The organism is uncultured Jannaschia sp. (assembly GCF_947494025.1).
Lineage (GTDB): Bacteria > Pseudomonadota > Alphaproteobacteria > Rhodobacterales > Rhodobacteraceae > Jannaschia.
Map to the genome: position 1 here is coordinate 1 of NZ_CANLTQ010000043.1, position 16,018 is coordinate 16,018.

The 16,018-nt window shown below is 65.2% G+C and carries 19 protein-coding genes and 3 pseudogenes; 14 read left to right on the top strand and 8 right to left on the bottom strand.

Annotated elements, in window-relative coordinates; genetic code table 11:
* The 5 genes and pseudogenes from Q1B08_RS22145 to Q1B08_RS19690 form a co-directional block, all read left to right on the top strand.
* A pseudogene (locus Q1B08_RS22145) lies at positions 1–285 on the top strand (hypothetical protein); the annotation flags it as partial.
* Positions 270–1,180 (top strand): IS630 family transposase gene (locus Q1B08_RS19675; RefSeq protein WP_299822646.1). Its coding sequence is split into 2 segments (ribosomal slippage): positions 270–563 and positions 566–1,180, totalling 909 coding nucleotides; the frame shifts between segments, so codons are not numbered across the junction. The pseudogene Q1B08_RS22145 and the gene Q1B08_RS19675, both read left to right, overlap by 16 nt.
* A 39-nt stretch (positions 1,181–1,219) precedes the next feature.
* Positions 1,220–1,369, top strand: coding sequence for a hypothetical protein (locus Q1B08_RS19680; protein ID WP_299822605.1), 150 nt, complete (start codon positions 1,220–1,222; stop codon positions 1,367–1,369).
* Between the two features lie 179 nt (positions 1,370–1,548).
* Positions 1,549–1,743: a type II toxin-antitoxin system VapB family antitoxin gene (locus Q1B08_RS19685; protein ID WP_299822607.1), complete on the top strand. Its 195-nt coding sequence runs from the start codon at positions 1,549–1,551 to the stop codon at positions 1,741–1,743.
* The gene (locus Q1B08_RS19690; protein WP_299822609.1) at positions 1,740–2,099 is read left to right on the top strand and encodes a type II toxin-antitoxin system VapC family toxin; all 360 of its coding nucleotides are present in this window, start codon (positions 1,740–1,742) and stop codon (positions 2,097–2,099) included. The genes Q1B08_RS19685 and Q1B08_RS19690 overlap by 4 nt, the downstream gene beginning before the upstream one ends.
* Positions 2,100–2,209: 110 nt before the next feature.
* On the opposite strand, the gene Q1B08_RS19695 is transcribed toward Q1B08_RS19690, so the two are convergent.
* Together Q1B08_RS19695 and Q1B08_RS19700 are read right to left on the bottom strand one after the other, a co-directional pair.
* Positions 2,210–2,761 (bottom strand): transposase, encoded by a 552-nt coding sequence (locus tag Q1B08_RS19695; RefSeq protein ID WP_299822648.1) that lies wholly within the window; start codon positions 2,759–2,761, stop codon positions 2,210–2,212.
* 17 nt (positions 2,762–2,778) lie between these two features.
* Positions 2,779–2,888: pseudogene (locus Q1B08_RS19700) on the bottom strand (transposase); the annotation flags it as partial.
* 150 nt (positions 2,889–3,038) lie between these two features.
* Here Q1B08_RS19700 and Q1B08_RS19705 point away from each other — a divergent pair.
* On the top strand, positions 3,039–3,119 hold the full coding sequence (locus Q1B08_RS19705) for a helix-turn-helix domain-containing protein (RefSeq protein WP_299822650.1): 81 nt from the start codon (positions 3,039–3,041) through the stop codon (positions 3,117–3,119).
* 156 nt (positions 3,120–3,275) lie between these two features.
* Positions 3,276–3,929 carry a TenA family protein gene (locus Q1B08_RS19710; RefSeq protein ID WP_299822612.1) on the top strand — a complete coding sequence of 218 codons (654 nt, stop codon included), beginning with the start codon at positions 3,276–3,278 and terminating at the stop codon, positions 3,927–3,929.
* Here Q1B08_RS19710 and Q1B08_RS19715 read toward each other — a convergent pair.
* From Q1B08_RS19715 to Q1B08_RS19730, 5 genes are all read right to left on the bottom strand, one after another.
* On the bottom strand, positions 3,880–4,239 hold the full coding sequence (locus Q1B08_RS19715; RefSeq protein ID WP_299822615.1) for an aspartate dehydrogenase domain-containing protein: 360 nt from the start codon (positions 4,237–4,239) through the stop codon (positions 3,880–3,882). The genes Q1B08_RS19710 and Q1B08_RS19715 overlap by 50 nt on opposite strands.
* A gap of 104 nt (positions 4,240–4,343) precedes the next feature.
* Positions 4,344–4,541, bottom strand: coding sequence for a hypothetical protein (locus Q1B08_RS22150; RefSeq protein WP_366140072.1), 198 nt, complete (start codon positions 4,539–4,541; stop codon positions 4,344–4,346).
* Positions 4,538–4,717, bottom strand: a complete 180-nt coding sequence (locus tag Q1B08_RS19720) for a hypothetical protein (protein ID WP_299822618.1) — start codon at positions 4,715–4,717, stop codon at positions 4,538–4,540. The genes Q1B08_RS22150 and Q1B08_RS19720 overlap by 4 nt, the downstream gene beginning before the upstream one ends.
* Positions 4,714–4,941, bottom strand: coding sequence for an AbrB/MazE/SpoVT family DNA-binding domain-containing protein (locus tag Q1B08_RS19725; protein WP_299822621.1), 228 nt, complete (start codon positions 4,939–4,941; stop codon positions 4,714–4,716). The genes Q1B08_RS19720 and Q1B08_RS19725 overlap by 4 nt, the downstream gene beginning before the upstream one ends.
* Positions 4,942–5,059: 118 nt before the next feature.
* On the bottom strand, positions 5,060–5,689 hold the full coding sequence (locus Q1B08_RS19730) for a recombinase family protein (RefSeq protein WP_299822624.1): 630 nt from the start codon (positions 5,687–5,689) through the stop codon (positions 5,060–5,062).
* 150 nt (positions 5,690–5,839) lie between these two features.
* On the opposite strand from Q1B08_RS19730, the gene Q1B08_RS19735 reads away from it, so the two are divergent.
* The 7 genes from Q1B08_RS19735 (at position 5,840) to Q1B08_RS19765 (ending at position 15,178) form a co-directional block, all read left to right on the top strand.
* On the top strand, positions 5,840–7,444 hold the full coding sequence (locus Q1B08_RS19735) for a GMC family oxidoreductase N-terminal domain-containing protein (protein ID WP_299822626.1): 1,605 nt from the start codon (positions 5,840–5,842) through the stop codon (positions 7,442–7,444).
* On the top strand, positions 7,441–8,556 hold the full coding sequence (locus Q1B08_RS19740) for a mandelate racemase/muconate lactonizing enzyme family protein (protein WP_299822629.1): 1,116 nt from the start codon (positions 7,441–7,443) through the stop codon (positions 8,554–8,556). The genes Q1B08_RS19735 and Q1B08_RS19740 overlap by 4 nt, the downstream gene beginning before the upstream one ends.
* Positions 8,557–10,041 (top strand): aldehyde dehydrogenase family protein, encoded by a 1,485-nt coding sequence (locus tag Q1B08_RS19745; protein ID WP_299822632.1) that lies wholly within the window; start codon positions 8,557–8,559, stop codon positions 10,039–10,041.
* Positions 10,042–10,108: 67 nt separating this feature from the next.
* Entirely contained in the window at positions 10,109–11,677 is a 1,569-nt protein-coding gene (locus tag Q1B08_RS19750) for an ABC transporter substrate-binding protein (RefSeq protein WP_299822635.1), read from the top strand.
* A gap of 82 nt (positions 11,678–11,759) precedes the next feature.
* On the top strand, positions 11,760–12,716 hold the full coding sequence (locus Q1B08_RS19755) for an ABC transporter permease (protein ID WP_299822638.1): 957 nt from the start codon (positions 11,760–11,762) through the stop codon (positions 12,714–12,716).
* Positions 12,717–12,718: 2 nt separating this feature from the next.
* Complete coding sequence (locus Q1B08_RS19760) at positions 12,719–13,537, top strand: ABC transporter permease (RefSeq protein WP_299822641.1); 819 nt, start codon at positions 12,719–12,721, stop codon at positions 13,535–13,537.
* Between the two features lie 12 nt (positions 13,538–13,549).
* Positions 13,550–15,178 (top strand): ABC transporter ATP-binding protein, encoded by a 1,629-nt coding sequence (locus Q1B08_RS19765; protein WP_299822644.1) that lies wholly within the window; start codon positions 13,550–13,552, stop codon positions 15,176–15,178.
* Between the two features lie 189 nt (positions 15,179–15,367).
* Here Q1B08_RS19765 and Q1B08_RS19770 read toward each other — a convergent pair.
* Positions 15,368–15,940 (bottom strand): annotated as a pseudogene (locus tag Q1B08_RS19770) (transposase); the annotation flags it as partial.
* Between the last annotated feature and the right edge of the window lie 78 nt (positions 15,941–16,018).

Consider the following 16,018-nt stretch of genomic DNA (forward strand, 5'->3'; position numbering starts at 1 on the left):
GAGCCATGCTGTACCTCCAGTAGTCTCGGCAAAACATGGTCCGCGACGGCGGAACGGCGACTTCTCACACAGCCTCTAATGGGTATGCCGGGGCTCGAAAAGAAGCTCGCCCGCTACCCGCAGCTCTACTCGCGCATCGGCTTCGTTCACGAGTTCCGCCCGCTACGCGAAGCCGAGATGCAGCTCGTCGCCCGCCGTCACGCCGCCACCTTCAACATCGCGTTCGACCCGGCGAGCCTACAGCGCTTCGGACACGGTTTCAGAAGTACATTGAAGAGGGACTAAGTGGGCGTGCCGCTGCGGCGCGACTGAAGGTCTCGCCCGCGACCGGCGCCCGGTGGGCGCGGCAGATCAGGACGAAGGGACATGCCGATCCGGCGGTTCAGGGTCGCCCGCCCGGGTCGGGCAAGTTGGCGCCGTACCGGGCCTTTATCGACGAACTGGTCGCGCAAGACCCCGACATCACGCTCTTCGAGTTGCGCGACGCGCTCACCGAAGCGGAGGGGGTCCAAGTTCACCACTCGTCCATTGCCAAGCTGCTGACCCGGCTCGGCTTCACGTACAAAAAAAGTCGCTGGTCGCCACCGAACGCCGCCGCGCAAAGGTAAGGCAACAGCGAGCCGACTGGATGAGGCACCGCCTCCCCGCTATCGCCGCCCGGCCCGAGCGGGTGGTGTTTCTCGACGAAACCGCCGTGAAGACAAATCTCACGCGCCTTCGCGGACGAGCCCCGCGCGGAGAGCGCCTGACCATGGATGCCCCATTCGGCAGCTGGGGCACGCAGACGCTGATCGCGGGGCTGACGGCGGACGCGCTGATCGCGCCTTGGGTGATCAAAGGTGCGATGGACGGCCCGGCCTTCGCCGCCTACGTCCGCAAGGTGCTGGTGCCCGAGATCGAGCCCGACACCGTCGTCGTTCTCGACAACCTGGCCACTCACCGAAACGTCGAGGCCGCCCGCACACTCCGCGACCACGGATGCTGGTTCCTCTACCTGCCACCCTACTCGCCCGACCTGAACCCAATCGAACAGGCCTTCGCCAAGCTCAAGGCTCATCTCCGAAAGATCGGCGCGCGGACATTCACAGAGGTATTCAACGCCATCGGTGCAATCTGTGATCTCTACGACTCGCAGGAGTGCTGGAACTACTTCACTGCTGCCGGATACGCCTCGGGTTAATGTCGAAACGCTTTAGATGCCGTCGAGGCCCTCGCCGCCGTGGTCCGCATCACCCGCGGAAACCTGCGTCTTGCTGAGCGCCTCCTCGCTCAGATGCGCCGCATCATGGACCTCAACGGTACCCAGATCGTCTCCACCGACATCGTCGACGCCGCCCGCGACCGCCTCGTGATCGGGCCGGGGGACTGACAAATAGCAACGACAGAACCCGGCAAAAAGCGGAGCCATCTACACAGCAGTGGGTTAGTCGATCCAGAAACCTCGTTCGGAATGCCAACGGTTCTGGGAGGCTTTTGGCGACCGGGCCGGTACCTTGTCGCGAACGCTGATATACATCATATGATGCACATATGAATGCGGAGCCTGCCATGCGTACGACGGTGACACTTGATGACCAGCTTCTCGATCAGGCGACGCGGCTGACGGGCGTTCGGGAGCGCGGCGTGCTTCTGCGTGAAGCTCTGACAGCTTTGATTGAGCGCGAGAGCGCCAGACGGCTAGCCCGGCTGGGCGGCACCGAGCCGGAGATCGAGGCGGCGCCCCGTCGCCGGCCGCCTGCGTGATCCTGGCGGACACGTCGATCTGGATCGATCAACTGAGGACAGGCGACGCCGAGCTGGCGCGTCGGCTTTCTGCGGGAACGATCGCCTGTCACCCCTTCGTGGTCGCCGAGATTGCACTCGGTTCACTTCGGGACCGGGATGGAGTTCTGACCCTTCTCGACCGGCTGCCCGGACTACCCGTGGCGGAGGCCAATGAGGTGCGGACCCTGATCGACGCACGGCGTCTGTTCAGCCGGGGCATCGGATATGTCGACGCGTCGCTTATCGCGTCGTGTCTTCTGGCACCCGGATCAATGCTCTGGACGCGGGATCGCCGTCTCGCCGCCGTTGCCAACGATCTCGGCATCCGAATCTAGCTGGATCCCCGGCTTCCAAGTGGTTCTTACCATAAGGCGGCATGTTCACGTTTGCTCCGATGCGCTACCGCACCTTTTCGTCGACATGGTCTAAGAGGCTGTGTGAAAAGTCATGCTGGTGCGATCCGCCGGATCATCTGAGCGCAAGCTGCGATAGTGATGAGGGTTTCTGACGTCTGCACTTGGTACTCGTAATCCTTGGATACCCGACGATGTCGACCGAGCCACGCAAAGCTCCGCTCGACGATCCAGTTCAGCCCGGCAATTCGGAATGCCTGTTCCTTGCGCTTGACGATTACCAGCCGCCAGCCGTTCCCGTCGCGGATGTTCCGGGCCAGCGACTTGCTCTCGTACCCGGCGTCGGCGATCACGGTGTGGACCTTCGGCCAGAGCGGCGACAATCCGGCCGTCAGCCCACGCGCGGCCCGGCGATCGGATATGCCGGCCGGCTCAACCCGGCACGCGACGAGAAAGCCTTGCGTATCGACGAGGATCTGGCGCTTGCGCCCCTTCACGCATTTGTGGCCGTCGAAGCCGCGAACGCCCCCCTTTTGGTCGTCTTCACCGACTGCGCATCCATGATCACCACCGTCGGATCGCTTCGACGGCCGGCCTTCACCCGGGCCGCGGCATGAAGAAGAGTCCGGTGCAAACGGACCCAGACCCCGTCAGGCCGCCAGCGCCGGAAGTACCACCAGACCGTACCCAAGGCGGAAAATCGGCAGGCAGCATCCGCCACTGGCAGCCCGTCCTCAATAGATAGAGGATCGCGTCGACCACAGCGCGAAGATCAGTCTGGCTTTCACGCCTCGCCTCGATTGCCCAGTTCGAGCGCGAGCGGATCTCCGAGCGGACCCGGGAAGGTCTGGCCGCAGGCCGGGCGGATCGGCGGACGGCCCCCCTGCCCTGTCTCGTCACCAGCGCGAGGAAGTTCGGCGCCTGCGGGACCAGGAAGGCCGTCGGATCGTCGAGATCGCCCGGTTGCTCGATGTCAGTCCAAACACGGTCCGGCGGGCATAGCGGAATGTGATCGCCATGCGTCCGGTGACTGCTCGACCTACGCCGATCGGTCAGTCAAGAAACAGTCTGCGGATCGCAGGTAGCTTCCCGGCTTCAAGGCTTTCGCCGCTATGGGCATAACCTTTAACAGAGGCTGGTTCCGAGGGAGAAACTAACATGCGTCCAACCGAAGCTTTGCGCGACCGTTGCGCCGAAGACTGGGTCGCCGCGACCGACCATGCGTTCTGCGCCGAACTGGCAACCAATACATTGCCGGCGGAGAAAATGCGGTGGTATCTGATACAGGATCACAAGTTCCTCGAGGAATTCGTTCGCCTTCTGGCCACGGCACTGGCTCATGCCCCGACGTTGGGGGATGCGATACCGGCGGCGCAGTTCCTGGCCCTGATCACCAGCACCGAGAATACCTATTTCGAAAGATCGTTCGAGGCGCTTGGGGTCAATGCATCGGATCGGGCAGCAGCGCCGGCATCCGAGACCGGCGCCCTCCTGCAGATCATGGCCGCCGCCCGGACGTCGGGGCGTTACGCGGAAATGCTGGCCGTCCTCTGCGTGGCGGAATGGAGTTACCTCGAATGGGGTGAGCGTCATGCCTCGGCTGCCAGTGGGCTCCCGTTCTGGTTCCGGGAGTGGATCGAGCTGCACTCGGGGGAAGGGTTTCGTGGCGTGGTCGAGTACCTGCGTATCCAGCTTGACCGGGCATGGGACGATCTCGACACGGAGGGTCGCGCAAGGGTCGAAGACGTCTTCGGCGAAACAGTCAGCCTCGAGCGGAAATTCTTCGATGCTGCTTATGCGTCAGGCGTATGACCCGGGCCGACAAGGCGGCGTCATACCCGATAGCCGATCCGAAGTTGCGAATTTCCCGCAGGATGCTCATGGCGGTGAGGCTGGAGCTCCGCGGATTGTCGGGCAACGGAAGCCCTTCGATACGAAAACTGAACGAGCCGAATGCTCCTTCGGCATCAATCGTATGGATGTTGGAGCTGACCGCGGGGTCCGCGATGACCCTGACCTCTGTGTTGTCGAAACCCAAGCCTGCGAGTGCGACCGTCGCCGCAACATTGCTGCTCTTGGGAAAGGCGAGAGCCGCCTCTCGTGCCGTTCCATCGAGAAGCACCGTCTCTCCGGATCTCTCGGCGTCTTCAATCAGAGTGGAGGTCGGCTTGCGCGCCGTGTAGACGACACGTCGCAGCCCACCTTCGCGTGCCGCGGCAAGTGCATCTATTCCCCCAATGCGCCGGCGGGTAGAAGAAGCCGCCCGCGGCCGGATCCCGGTGGCCCCGCCGCAGCAACGATCCGGTCATGAAGCGCAACATCGGCCAAGGCACCGACGGATGCGATGATCAAATCGCTCCCCTGTGCGAGGGCGCGTTCTCCGTACTCGGCTAGACCACCATGTCCTGCGACTTCGACGATCAAGAGTGCGTCGAACTCCTCGATCCGGTCGAACGCTCCGCGTAGATGACAGGGTTGATGGCGAGCCGTCCACCCTGCCCCGCCCGTACCAGTTCGGCAGCCGACCAGTCACTCCACCGTGAATCGTTCGTTGCGATGTCGATCAGGACATTGGCGTCGACGAGCGTGTTGCCGGTCACTCCCGAGTCAGCGCCATGATCTCGTCCGTCGTCATCTTTTTCGTCGCCGACCCGCGCAACCGACCGATCGCCTTCGTCAAGGCTGGATCCTTCGCTTGTTCGGTATGGCGTTGAACGCGCACAACGCCAGCATCGTCTATGACAAACTCGAGGTCGGTTCCAGGCAGGAAACCGGCAGCTTCGCGGATATGCCGGGGGATCGTTACCTGAACTTTGCTCGTCATGGCCGCTCCTTTTGGTAATACCGATATGGTAATACCATCGCATCAAGAAGTTACCGTAAGGCTGTGAGATCAAGTATCGCTGGCTTCAGGTTTACGCCCGCCTTGATCGCGAGCGCGGTCATTCCTTGTCGATTGGGCCGCGGGGTGTCGTTCGCAAAACGGGCCTCACCCGACCATGCCGGTCGCGGATGCGCTGCACGGTCTGGCGGCTGGTCTTGAACCGACGCGCCAGGGCGGAAATCGTCTCTCCCTTCTTCAAACCGGCCTCGACCTCAGCCCGCCGCTGGGCGTCGAAAACCGGCGGCCGGCCGAGCCGCTTGCCCTGTGCCCTCGCCCGGTCGATCCCGGCCTTGGTCCGCTCGATGAGCAACTCCCGCTCGAACTGCGCGACCACGTTCAGGATGTGCGTGGTCATCCGCCCCGCGACGCTGGTCAGGTCGGCATCGCCCAGATCGAGGCTCCGTACCCGGACCGACATCTCGCCCAGCCGCGCGATCGTCGCCATCACGTCGATCGCGTTGCGCCCGAGCCGGTCCATCTTCGTAACCACCAGCGTGTCGCCGGGCTCGAGCCGGTCAACAAGCCGTACAAAGCCCCGACGCTTCATCGCCTCGACGCTACCCGAAACCGTCTCGGCCATGATGCGGTAGTCCTCGATCTCGATCCCGCCCGCCGCGATCTGCTGCTTATGGGTCTCGGTGGTCTGGCCGGCGGTCCAGACGCGGAGGTAGCCGAAGGTGCGGGACACGGCGTCAGAATCCCCCGTTCTTTTTAAACATGCTCATAAGAACGCAGGCTTTTGAACACTGTTCCCGGCGGGTGCCCCAAACTGTTCGTTTTGCAATCGCCGGTCGAGCCTGCCATCCTCCGCCTGATTTCAGACCGGGGTATCAGCGGCGTGGCGCAGTTCGACTATATCATCATCGGTGCGGGCTCGGCCGGCTGCGTGCTGGCGGAGGGCCTGAGCCGCAACGGGCGCTACAGCGTCCTTGTCCTAGAGGCAGGGTCCAGGGACCGCTCTCCCTGGATCGCGCTGCCGATCGGATACGGCAAGACGTTCTTTCACCCGACGCTCAACTGGCGGTATTCGACAGAATCCGAGGAGGCTCTGGGCGGACGTTCCGCCTACTGGCCGCGCGGCAAGGTATTGGGAGGGTCGAGCGCGATCAACGCGCTTGTCTATGTGCGCGGCTTGCCCGGCGATTTCGACGATTGGGTCGACGCAGGGGCACACGGATGGGACTGGAACACCGTCGCCCCTGTCTTCGAGACGCTGGAGACCCGCGTCGGCTGTGATGGCACGCGGGACGGCAGCGGTCCGATGCATGTGCAAGACGTATGCGACCAGATCCATCCCGCTACGCGCCATTTCTTCGCCGCCGCCGACGAGATGGGGCTACCCCGGGTCGAGACCGTCGAGCACGAGGGCGCCACGTCATACCGGATCACCACCAAGGGAGGTCGGCGCTGCTCGGCCGCCCGCGCATTCCTGCGGCCGGCGATGCGGCGCGCGAATGTCACGGTGATGACCCGTGCCGCAGCCGAGCGCCTGATCTTCGAGGGCAGATATGTCACCGGCGTCGAAGTAACATCGTCGTCGGGCAAGACGCGTGTGTCGGCGGGTCGCGAGGTCATCGTGGCGGCGGGCGCGGTGGCTTCGCCGCTCATCCTCCAGCGGTCAGGAATTGGTCCGGCTGCCACGCTGCGCGACCACGGCATCGACGTCCTTGGCGACAGCGAAGCGGTCGGCGGACATCTTCAGGATCATCTGGGTGTGAACTATTTCTTCCGCGCGACCGAGCCGACGCTGAACCAGGCATTGCGACCGCTGCACCGACGGGCGGCTTGCGCGATCCGCTACGCGCTGACCCGGCGCGGCCCGCTCGCCCTCAGCGTGAACCAGTGCGGCGGCTTCTTCCGTTCGCGCGCGGGACTGAGCCGGCCCGATCAGCAACTCTATTTCAACCCGGTCAGTTACATGACGACGCCCGAAGGTCGGCGCAACGTGGTCATGCCGGATCCGTTCCCCGGTTTCATCATCGGGTTCCAACCGGCAAGGCCGTCGAGCCGCGGACGCATCGACATCTCCGGGCCCCGGGTGGGCGATCCTCCGAGGATCCGCCCGAACTCGCTCTCGACCGATAAGGATCGCCGCGAGGTCGTCGACGGGGCGCGGTTCTGCCAGAGGCTGGCCAGCACCGGCGCGATGCGGCGGCTGATCGACAGCCCGATCGCGCCCGATCTTCTGGCGATGGAGGACGACGAGGCGATCCTGACGGATTTCCGCGCCCGCTGCGGGTCGGTGTTCCACCCTGTCGGCACCTGCCGGATGGGGGCGGACCCGTCCTCGTCGGTGGTCGATCCGCGCTGCCGGGTTCACGGCGTCGGCGGTCTGCGGGTGGTGGACGCCTCGGTCTTTCCGTCGATCACCAGCGGCAACACCAACGCGCCGACCATGATGGTCGCGCGCCGCGCCGCCGACATGATCCTGGAGGACGCATGACCGAGACCGCCCGCATCACCCGGCTGGAGACCTTCGCCGACGAATTCGTCGGCTTCGTCCGCCTGACGACCGAGGACGGCCGGCAAGGCTGGGGCCAGGTCTCGACCTACCATTCCGACATCACCGCGCAGGTGTTCCATCGCCAGATCGCCCCCTGGGTGCTGGGCCGCGACATCGCCGATCTCGAGGCTCTGGTGGACGAGATCCCCGAGCGCGAGCACAAGTTCCCCGGCTCGTATCTGCGCCGCGCTCTCGCCGGGCTGGACACCGCGGTCTGGGACTGGCGCGGCAAGGCCGCCGGCCAGCCGGTGGCGGCGCTTCTGGGCGGATCGGCCGGCATGATCCGCGCCTACGCCTCGTCGATGCGGCGCGACATCGCCCCGGCGGACGAGGCGCGGCGGCTGGCCGATCTGGTCCAGCGGGACGGGTTCGACGCGGTGAAGTTCCGCGTCGGCGCCGAATGCGGCCACGACCGCGATGAGTGGCCCGGCCGGACCGAGGAAATCGTGCCGCTTCTCCGCAAGACGCTGGGCGAGGAGGTCTCGCTGCTGGTGGACGCCAATTCGGGCTATTCGCCGGCGCGCGCCATCGAGGTCGGCCGGATGCTCGAGCAGAACGGAGTCGAGCATTTCGAGGAGCCTTGCCCCTATTGGGAGTGGGAGCAATCCGCCGAGGTCGCCCGTGCCCTCGACCTCGACGTGGCGGGGGGCGAGCAGGATTGCGACCTTTCGACCTGGCGGCGGATGATCGACGCGCGGGCGATGGACGTGATCCAGCCAGACATCCTCTATCTGGGCGGCATGGTCCGCACCATGCGGGTCGCCGCGATGGGCGCGGCGGCAGGGCTGCCCTGCACGCCCCATTGCGCGAACCTGTCGCTGGTGACGCTGTTCACCATGCACCTGCTCCGGGCGATCCCGAACGCCGGAAGGTATCTGGAGTTCTCCATCGAGGGACCGGACTACTACCCGTGGCAGCAGGATCTGTTCGTCGAGGATCCCTACACGATCGAGAACGGCCAGGCTCGCGTCACCGAGCGCCCCGGCTGGGGCATCGAGATCGCGCCGGAATGGCTGAAGAAATCCACCTATCAACAGAGCGAGGTTAGCTGAATGACGACCGACGCGCTTGTCGAAACCTATTTCAGGACCGGAACCCCGCCCGATCTTCCGCAGGGACATTTCATCGACGGCGAGCTCGCCCCGGCGGCGAGCGGCCGGACGATGGACAGCTTCGACCCGGCCATGGGCGAGATCCTCGGCACTTTCGCGGCCGGCGACGGCGAGGACGTGGGCCGCGCCCTTTCTTCCTCCGTCCGCGGCTTCGAGACTTGGCGTCGCGTCCCGCCCGCCGAGCGCACGCGCACGCTGTTCCGCATCGCCGAGGCGCTGCGCGCCGACGCCGACCGCCTTTCGGTGATCGAGACGCTTGATTCCGGCAAGACGCTGGCCGAGGCGCGAGGCGACGTGATGGGCTCGGCGCGGCTGTTCGAGTATTATGCTGGCGCCGCCGACAAACTGGACGGGCGGGCCCCGAATCTCGGCAACGACTACACCGCCTTCACCCTGCGCGAGCCGGTGGGCGTGACGGCGCATATCGTGCCGTGGAACTACCCCACCTCGACGCTGGTGCGGGGCATCGCGCCGGCGCTGGCTGCCGGGTGTTCAGCGGTGGTCAAGCCGGCCGAGACGACCCCCTTCACCGCGCTGGCCATCGCCGAGATCCTCGTCAAGGCCGGCTTGCCGGCGGGGGTGGTGAACGTGGTGACGGGCACGGGCTCTGAAGCCGGCGCGCCGCTCGTCGCCGATCCGCGGGTGCGGCATGTGACCTTCACCGGCTCGGTCGCCACCGGCACGCGGGTGATGCAGGCCGTCGCGCCGAACGTCACCGGACTGACGCTGGAGCTTGGCGGCAAGTCCCCCCTCGTGGCCTTCGACGATGCCGATGTCGAGGCGGTGGCTGACGGCGCGCTCTGGGCGATCTTCTCGAACGCCGGGCAGATCTGCTCGGCCGGCTCACGGCTGCTGGTGCACCGCAATCTGCACGAGGCGGTCGTCGCGCGGCTGGTCGAGAAGGCCCGCGCGCTGAAGCACGGGCACGGGCTGCGCGATCCCGATATGGGCGCGATCAACTCGGCCGGACATCTCGACCGGATCGCGGGCTTCGTCGACCGCGCCCGGGCGCGCGGGGTCGACGTGCTCTGCGGTGGCGAGACGGTCACCGATCCCGAGACCGGCAAGGGCTGGTTCTACGCGCCCACGGTGCTGGACCGGCTCGGACCCGACGACGAGGCGGTGCTGCAGGAGATCTTCGGCCCCGTCCTCGCGGTGCAGGTCTTCGACACCGAGGAGGACGCGATCCGGCTGGCGAATGGCACTGACTATGCCTTGAACGCGGGCATCTATACCCGCGACACCGGACGAGCTATGCGTATGGCGAGGGCCATCGACGCGGGCCAGGTCACGGTGAACGATTACTGGGCCGGCGGGATCGAATTGCCGTTCGGCGGCAACCGCAAGTCCGGCTTCGGCCGCGAGAAGGGCCTGGAGGGGCTCGACGCCTATACGCGCGCAAAGGCCATCACCCTCGCTGCGTGAGGGTGCGACATTGTCGGACGCAGGGAAAAGGGCGGCCGACCACCAAGAACTGACAGTGGAGGATACCATGACCGACCATCGCACATTTCAGGCCGGACCGAGCCGTCGCAGCTTTCTTGCCGGGACCGCCGCCGTCGGAGCCGGACTGATCCTGCCGCGCGGCGCGCTGGCGCAGGCCGGGCCGAAGAAGGGCGGAACGCTCCGTGTCGGGTTCACCCAAGGTTCGACCTCGGACAGCCTGGACCCGGCGACCTTCAACAACGACTTCATGTTCGCCAGCGGTTACGCGGTCTTCAACACGTTGACCGAGATCGCGCCCGACGGCACCGCCAGGCCCGACCTCGCCGAGAGCTATGAGGCCAGCGCCGACGCCGCGACCTGGACCTTCCGGCTGCGCGACGACGCCCAGTTCTCGGACGGCAAGACCGTGACGGCGAACGACATCATCGCCTCTATCCGTCATCACATGGGCCCCGACTCGAAATCAGGGGTGAAGCCACTGCTCGAACAGATTTCGGACATCCGTGCCGATGGCGAGAAGGTCGTGGTCTTCGAGCTGGCTGCCGGGAACGCCGATTTTCCTTTCATCTTCAACGACTACCATCTGGGCATTCGCCAAGACACCGGCGACGGCACGATCGACCCGGACAGTCGTGTCGGTACCGGCGGTTATGTGATCGAGGCGTTCGAGCCCGGCGTCCGGATCGAGCTGAAGCGGCGCAACGACTATTGGAAGGCGGGTCACGCGCATTTCGACAAGGTCGTGATCCTGAAGGTTGGCGACCCGGCCGCGCGGATGAACGCGCTGATGACCGGCGAGGTGGACCTTATCGACCGCCCCGACCTCAAGACCATCGAGCTGCTGAGCCGTGCGCCGAACGTGAAGATCCACACCCAGGACGGCACGCTGCACTACATCATGCCCATGCACACGAATGACGCGCCCTTCGACGACCTGAACGTCCGGATGGCTCTGAAATACGGCATCGACCGCGAAGAGATGATCGAAAAGGTCCTGCGCGGCTACGGGACGGTGGGCAACGACCAGCCGATCGCGCGCTCGATGCCCTACTACAACGGGGATCTGGAGCAGATCGCCTATGACCCGGAGCGGGCGAAGTATCACCTGCGGCAGGCCGGGCTCGACAGTCTCGAGGTCACGCTCTCGACCTCGGACGCGGCCTTCAACGGAGCCGTCGATGCCTCGGTCCTGTTCTCGGAAAGCGCGCGCCCCGCGGGCCTCGACATCAAGGTGAGCCGCGAGCCCGATGACGGCTACTGGTCGAACGTCTGGCTGCAAAAGCCGTTCTGCTGCTCGTATTGGGGCGGCCGCCCGACGCCCGACCTGATGTTCTCGACCGGCTATGCGGCCGGGGCCGAGTGGAACGAAACCAAGTGGGACCACGAGCGCTTCAACGAGCTGCTCGTGCTGGCAAGGCCCGAACTCGACGAGGCGCGCCGGTCCGAGATCTACGGCGAGATGCAGAAGATCGTGAAGGAGCAAGGCGGGGCACTGATCCCGGCCTTCGGTCAATACGTCTCGGCGATGAACCAGAACGTCGAGATGCCCGAGAACGTGTCGGAGATGTGGGATCTCGACAGCCAGCGGTTCGTCGAACGCTGGTGGATGTCCTGATCCGTTACGTCGCATGGACGGCCCCCGGCGGGTCGTCCGTTTCCGTTCCCGGCGGCCCGGACCGGGCCGGAGATCCTGCACCATGTCCCAGCTTCAAAAGCTTGTCATCGGCCGAATGTTCCTCGGAATCCTGACCCTGTTCGTGGTTTCTGCCCTGATGTTCGTGGGCATCGAGTTGCTGCCCGGCGACCTTGCCCAGCAGATTCTTGGCCAATCGGCCACGGAGTCCACCCTTGCGGCCTTTCGCGCCGAGCTAGGGCTCGATCAGCCACCCCACATCCGCTATCTCGATTGGCTGGGCGGGGTGCTGCACGGCGATTTCGGCACCTCGCTTGCGTCAGGGCGAGAGGTCTCGGACCTTCTGGGCATTCGGCTTGCCAACACAATGTTCCTGGCCGCCTACGCCGCCGTGATCGCCGTGCCGGTCGCGGTGGTACTGGGACTGCTCGCTGCGCTGTGGCGCAACACGCTGTTCGACCGCGGCGTCAACCTGACCGCGCTCTCGGCGATTTCCATGCCCGAGTTCTTCGTCGGCTACGTCCTGATCCTGTTTCTGTCGATCAAGGCCGGCGTCTTCCCGACACTTGCCCGCATCGACAGCGCCACGAGCCTTTGGGACGCGCTCTACCGCACTTTCCTGCCCGCACTGACGCTGATCCTGGTGGTGGTGGCGCACATGATGCGGATGACCCGCGCCGCCATCATCAACGTTCTCGCCTCGCCCTATATCGAGATGGCCCGACTGAAGGGCGTGCCACAGTGGCGCATCATCGTCAGTCACGCGCTGCCCAACGCGCTTGCGCCCATCGTCAACGTCGTCGCTCTGAATCTCGCCTATCTGATCGTGGGCGTCGTGGTGGTCGAGGTCGTGTTCTCGTATCCGGGTCTTGGTCAGCTTCTTGTCGACGCGGTGTCGAGCCGCGACTTCCCGGTCGTGCAGGCAGTGGGGCTGTTCTTCGCCGCCGTCTACATCACCCTGAACGTGCTGGCCGACATCATCTCTATCGTGTCCAACCCGCGCCTTCGGCACGGGAGATGAATATGGGAACCTTGCTGAAATCCGCTCCGCCCTCCGCGATCTTCGGTCTTGTGGTGCTGGTCGCAGTCGCGCTGACGGGCATCTTCGCCCCGCTGATCGCACCCTACGGCGAAACAGAGGTCGTGGGCGGCGCCTATCAGCCTTGGAGCGCGGCACATCTACTGGGCACCGACAATCTGGGCCGGGACATGCTGTCACGCATGATCTTCGGGGCACGGAACACAGTCGGTCTGGCGCTTCTGACAACGGCTCTCGCTTTCTCTTTCGGCGCGATGCTGGGGATGCTGGCGGCGCTGAAGGGCGGATGGCTGGACGAGGTGATGTCGCGCATGGTGGACGTGCTGATGGCGGTCCCGGCGCTGATCCTCGCGCTGATGCTTCTGGCCATCGTCGGCCCCTCGATCCCGAACATGATCGGTGTCATCGCGGTGATCTACGTGGCCCCGGTCTATCGGCTGGCGCGCGCTGCGGCGATGAACGTGGTCGATCTGGACTTCGTCGAGGCCGCGCGGCTGCGCGGTGAGCGCACGCCCTGGCTGCTGTGGCGCGAGATCCTGCCGAATATCTGGTCCACGCTGATCGCAGAGTTCGGCGTGCGCTTTTGCTTCGTGTTCCTGTTCATCGCGGCGCTGTCGTTCCTCGGGATCGGCATCCAGCCGCCCACTGCGGACTGGGGCGCGATGGTGAAGGAGAACGCGACGCTCATCAGTTTCGGAGATATTACACCCCTGATCCCGGCGGCGGCGATCGCCCTGCTGACCGTGGCGATCAACCTGATCGTAGACTGGATGCTGCACCGCGCCAGCGGTCTGAAAAGTTAGGGGAGCAGGGGCATGGGCGATCTTCTTACCATCCGTGATCTACGTCTCGAAGCGGGGAACCGGTCCGAACCTGTCGTGATCATCAAGGGGCTCGATCTGGACCTCGACCGGGGCGAGGTCCTGGGCCTTGTCGGTGAAAGCGGGGCGGGGAAAAGTTCGGCCGGTCTGGCCACGATGGGCTATGTCCGCGACGGCGTACGTTTCGCGGGCGGCAGCGTTGTGTTCGACGGGACCGAACTGGTGGGCTTGGCGCGCGGCCGCCTGCGCCGGTTGCACGGCAAGCGGATCGCGTATGTGGCGCAATCGGCGGCGGCGAGCTTCAATCCCGCCAAGAAGCTGATCGACCAGTATTCCGAGGGCCCGCGCCTGCACCGCGTGCGCAGCCGCAAGGAAGCCGAGCGGGACGCCGTCGCGCTTTACCGGCAGATGCAGTTGCCGGACCCCGAGGAGATCGGGTTCCGCTATCCCCATCAGGTGTCCGGCGGCCAGCTTCAACGTGCGATGACGGCGATGGCGATGTCCTGCCGCCCGGACCTCATCATCTTCGACGAACCGACGACCGCGCTGGACGTGACCACGCAGATCGAGGTTCTCGGGGCGATCCGCGACATCGTCGAGGACTACGACAGCGCCGCGATCTACATCAGCCACGACTTGGCCGTGGTCAGCCAGATGGCCGACCGTATCTGCGTCATGAAGGACGGCGAAGAGGTCGAGACCGCGCCGACCCGGCAGATGCTGGATCACCCCCGGCAGGACTATACGCGGTCTCTTTGGTCAGTGCGCTCGTTCCGCCGGCCGGAGGCGGAAGAAGCGGAGGAGACCGCGCTGATCCGATGCCGGACGCTCTCGGCCAGCTATGGTGCCGTACCCGTGCTTCGCGGTCTCGATTTCGCCTTTCCCCAGGGCCGGACCACGGCCGTCGTCGGGGAATCCGGCTCGGGGAAATCGACCTTGGCCCGGGTCCTGGCCGGTCTGCTCCCGCCCTCGGAGGGCGAGGTGTTCTGGCGCGGAGAACCGATGGAGATGCGGCTGTCGAAGCGGCGCGGCGACATGCTCCGCAACGTGCAGATGATCTACCAGTCGGCCGACACATCGCTGAACCCCCGGCACACGATCCGCGAGATATTGCGTCGGCCGGTCAGGAAGTTCAGCGGACGACGCGGAGACGATCTTCGCGCGCGCATCGACGAATTGATGGATCTCGTCGATCTCGACCGCGCCTTTCTCGATCGCAAGCCCGGGGAATTGTCGGGCGGTCAGAAGCAACGCGTCGGCATCGCCCGTGCGCTGGCGGCCGAGCCGGAATTCGTCATCTGCGATGAGGTGACGAGCGCGCTCGACCAGCTAGTCGCCGAAGGCATCCTGCGACTCCTGGTTGCGTTGCAGAAGGATCTCGGTCTGACCTTCATGTTCATCACGCATGATCTGGCGGTCGTCGAGGCGATCGCCCATGAGGTGATCGTCCTCAAGAACGGGCGTATCGTGGAACAGGGATCGCGCGACGCGATATTCAAGCACGCCCGCGAGGATTACACGAAGCGGCTGCTGGCCTCGGTCCCCCAGATGGACCCGGACTGGCTCGACGACGCGCGCAGACGCGAGGCCGAGCTTCGCGCCCGCGAAGGCGACACGGCCTGAGAGGGGCGCGGGCAATGTCAACTCAGCCCGAATAATTCATGAAGCTTCAGTCTTCTGCTCCGGGGGGCGGTTTCTCAGGCCTCAAGTTTGTCGGGCGCGTCCGACGTCGGCGTCCGGTTGGCAGACCCGCCGGTGACTTGGGTCCCGGGTGGTGTGGATTGTTGTTTCGGGGGTGTCGGGGCGCTTGCGTCAGGCTGCTTTCGGTGGCGCGAGGGCGCCGAAGAGAAGGTGGAGAAGTCCCCGTCGCGGGCACGATGCCGGCAGTGCGACGATGACCCGGGTTTTCGTCTCAATGATGGTGGCGGCCAGCTTGACGAGATGCGGCCGCCGTGTGTCGAATTGGACGCGGCGCCCCGGTGAACGCTTCGGGCAAGCCGCGCGCAGCTTTCACCAAAGCCGGCAGGCGCAGCTGTGCAGCATCAGGCGGAGCCGGTTGGCGTTGGCTTTCGAGCACGACGTCCGGTCTGCTGCGAGATGGGCTTTTTATGCCTTGATGTGGATCTCGGCCTGGCCGCGCGCGGAATAGATCTTCTTGTAAAGATGCTTGCCGCGGCCGCCCTCGAGATTGGTGACGATGTAGCGGGTGTACCGGCCCAAGGAGCCAACCTCGACGCGGGCGCTGACGCGACGGGATTTCGACCACGACCGGGCAACGTAGGAGAAGGCCTTGAACCGGCGGAGGTTCTGTTCTGGCATGCGGAGGTAGCGCGCCGCCGTCGACGCCTCCAGGGCCGAGATGTTCTGCACCGGATGGCCGTTCTTTGGGTAGTGCCCCCGGTGGTGGTGTAGGAAGCCGCGCGCGGAGCTTTTGGCTCAGTGCAGTAGGGGGTCGGACTGGTG

Excerpts from the sequence above, each read along its gene's own strand:
- Q1B08_RS19710 (WP_299822612.1), top strand. The coding sequence starts at position 3,276 with ATGCGTCCAACCGAAGCTTTGCGCGACCGTTGCGCCGAAGACTGGGTC.
- Q1B08_RS19765 (WP_299822644.1), top strand. The coding sequence starts at position 13,550 with ATGGGCGATCTTCTTACCATCCGTGATCTACGTCTCGAAGCGGGGAAC.
- Q1B08_RS19725 (WP_299822621.1), bottom strand. The coding sequence starts at position 4,941 with ATGACGAGCAAAGTTCAGGTAACGATCCCCCGGCATATCCGCGAAGCT.
- Q1B08_RS19745 (WP_299822632.1), top strand. The coding sequence starts at position 8,557 with ATGACGACCGACGCGCTTGTCGAAACCTATTTCAGGACCGGAACCCCG.
- Q1B08_RS19750 (WP_299822635.1), top strand. The coding sequence starts at position 10,109 with ATGACCGACCATCGCACATTTCAGGCCGGACCGAGCCGTCGCAGCTTT.
- Q1B08_RS19740 (WP_299822629.1), top strand. The coding sequence starts at position 7,441 with ATGACCGAGACCGCCCGCATCACCCGGCTGGAGACCTTCGCCGACGAA.
- Q1B08_RS19755 (WP_299822638.1), top strand. The coding sequence starts at position 11,760 with ATGTCCCAGCTTCAAAAGCTTGTCATCGGCCGAATGTTCCTCGGAATC.
- Q1B08_RS19685 (WP_299822607.1), top strand. The coding sequence starts at position 1,549 with ATGCGTACGACGGTGACACTTGATGACCAGCTTCTCGATCAGGCGACG.
- Q1B08_RS19760 (WP_299822641.1), top strand. The coding sequence starts at position 12,719 with ATGGGAACCTTGCTGAAATCCGCTCCGCCCTCCGCGATCTTCGGTCTT.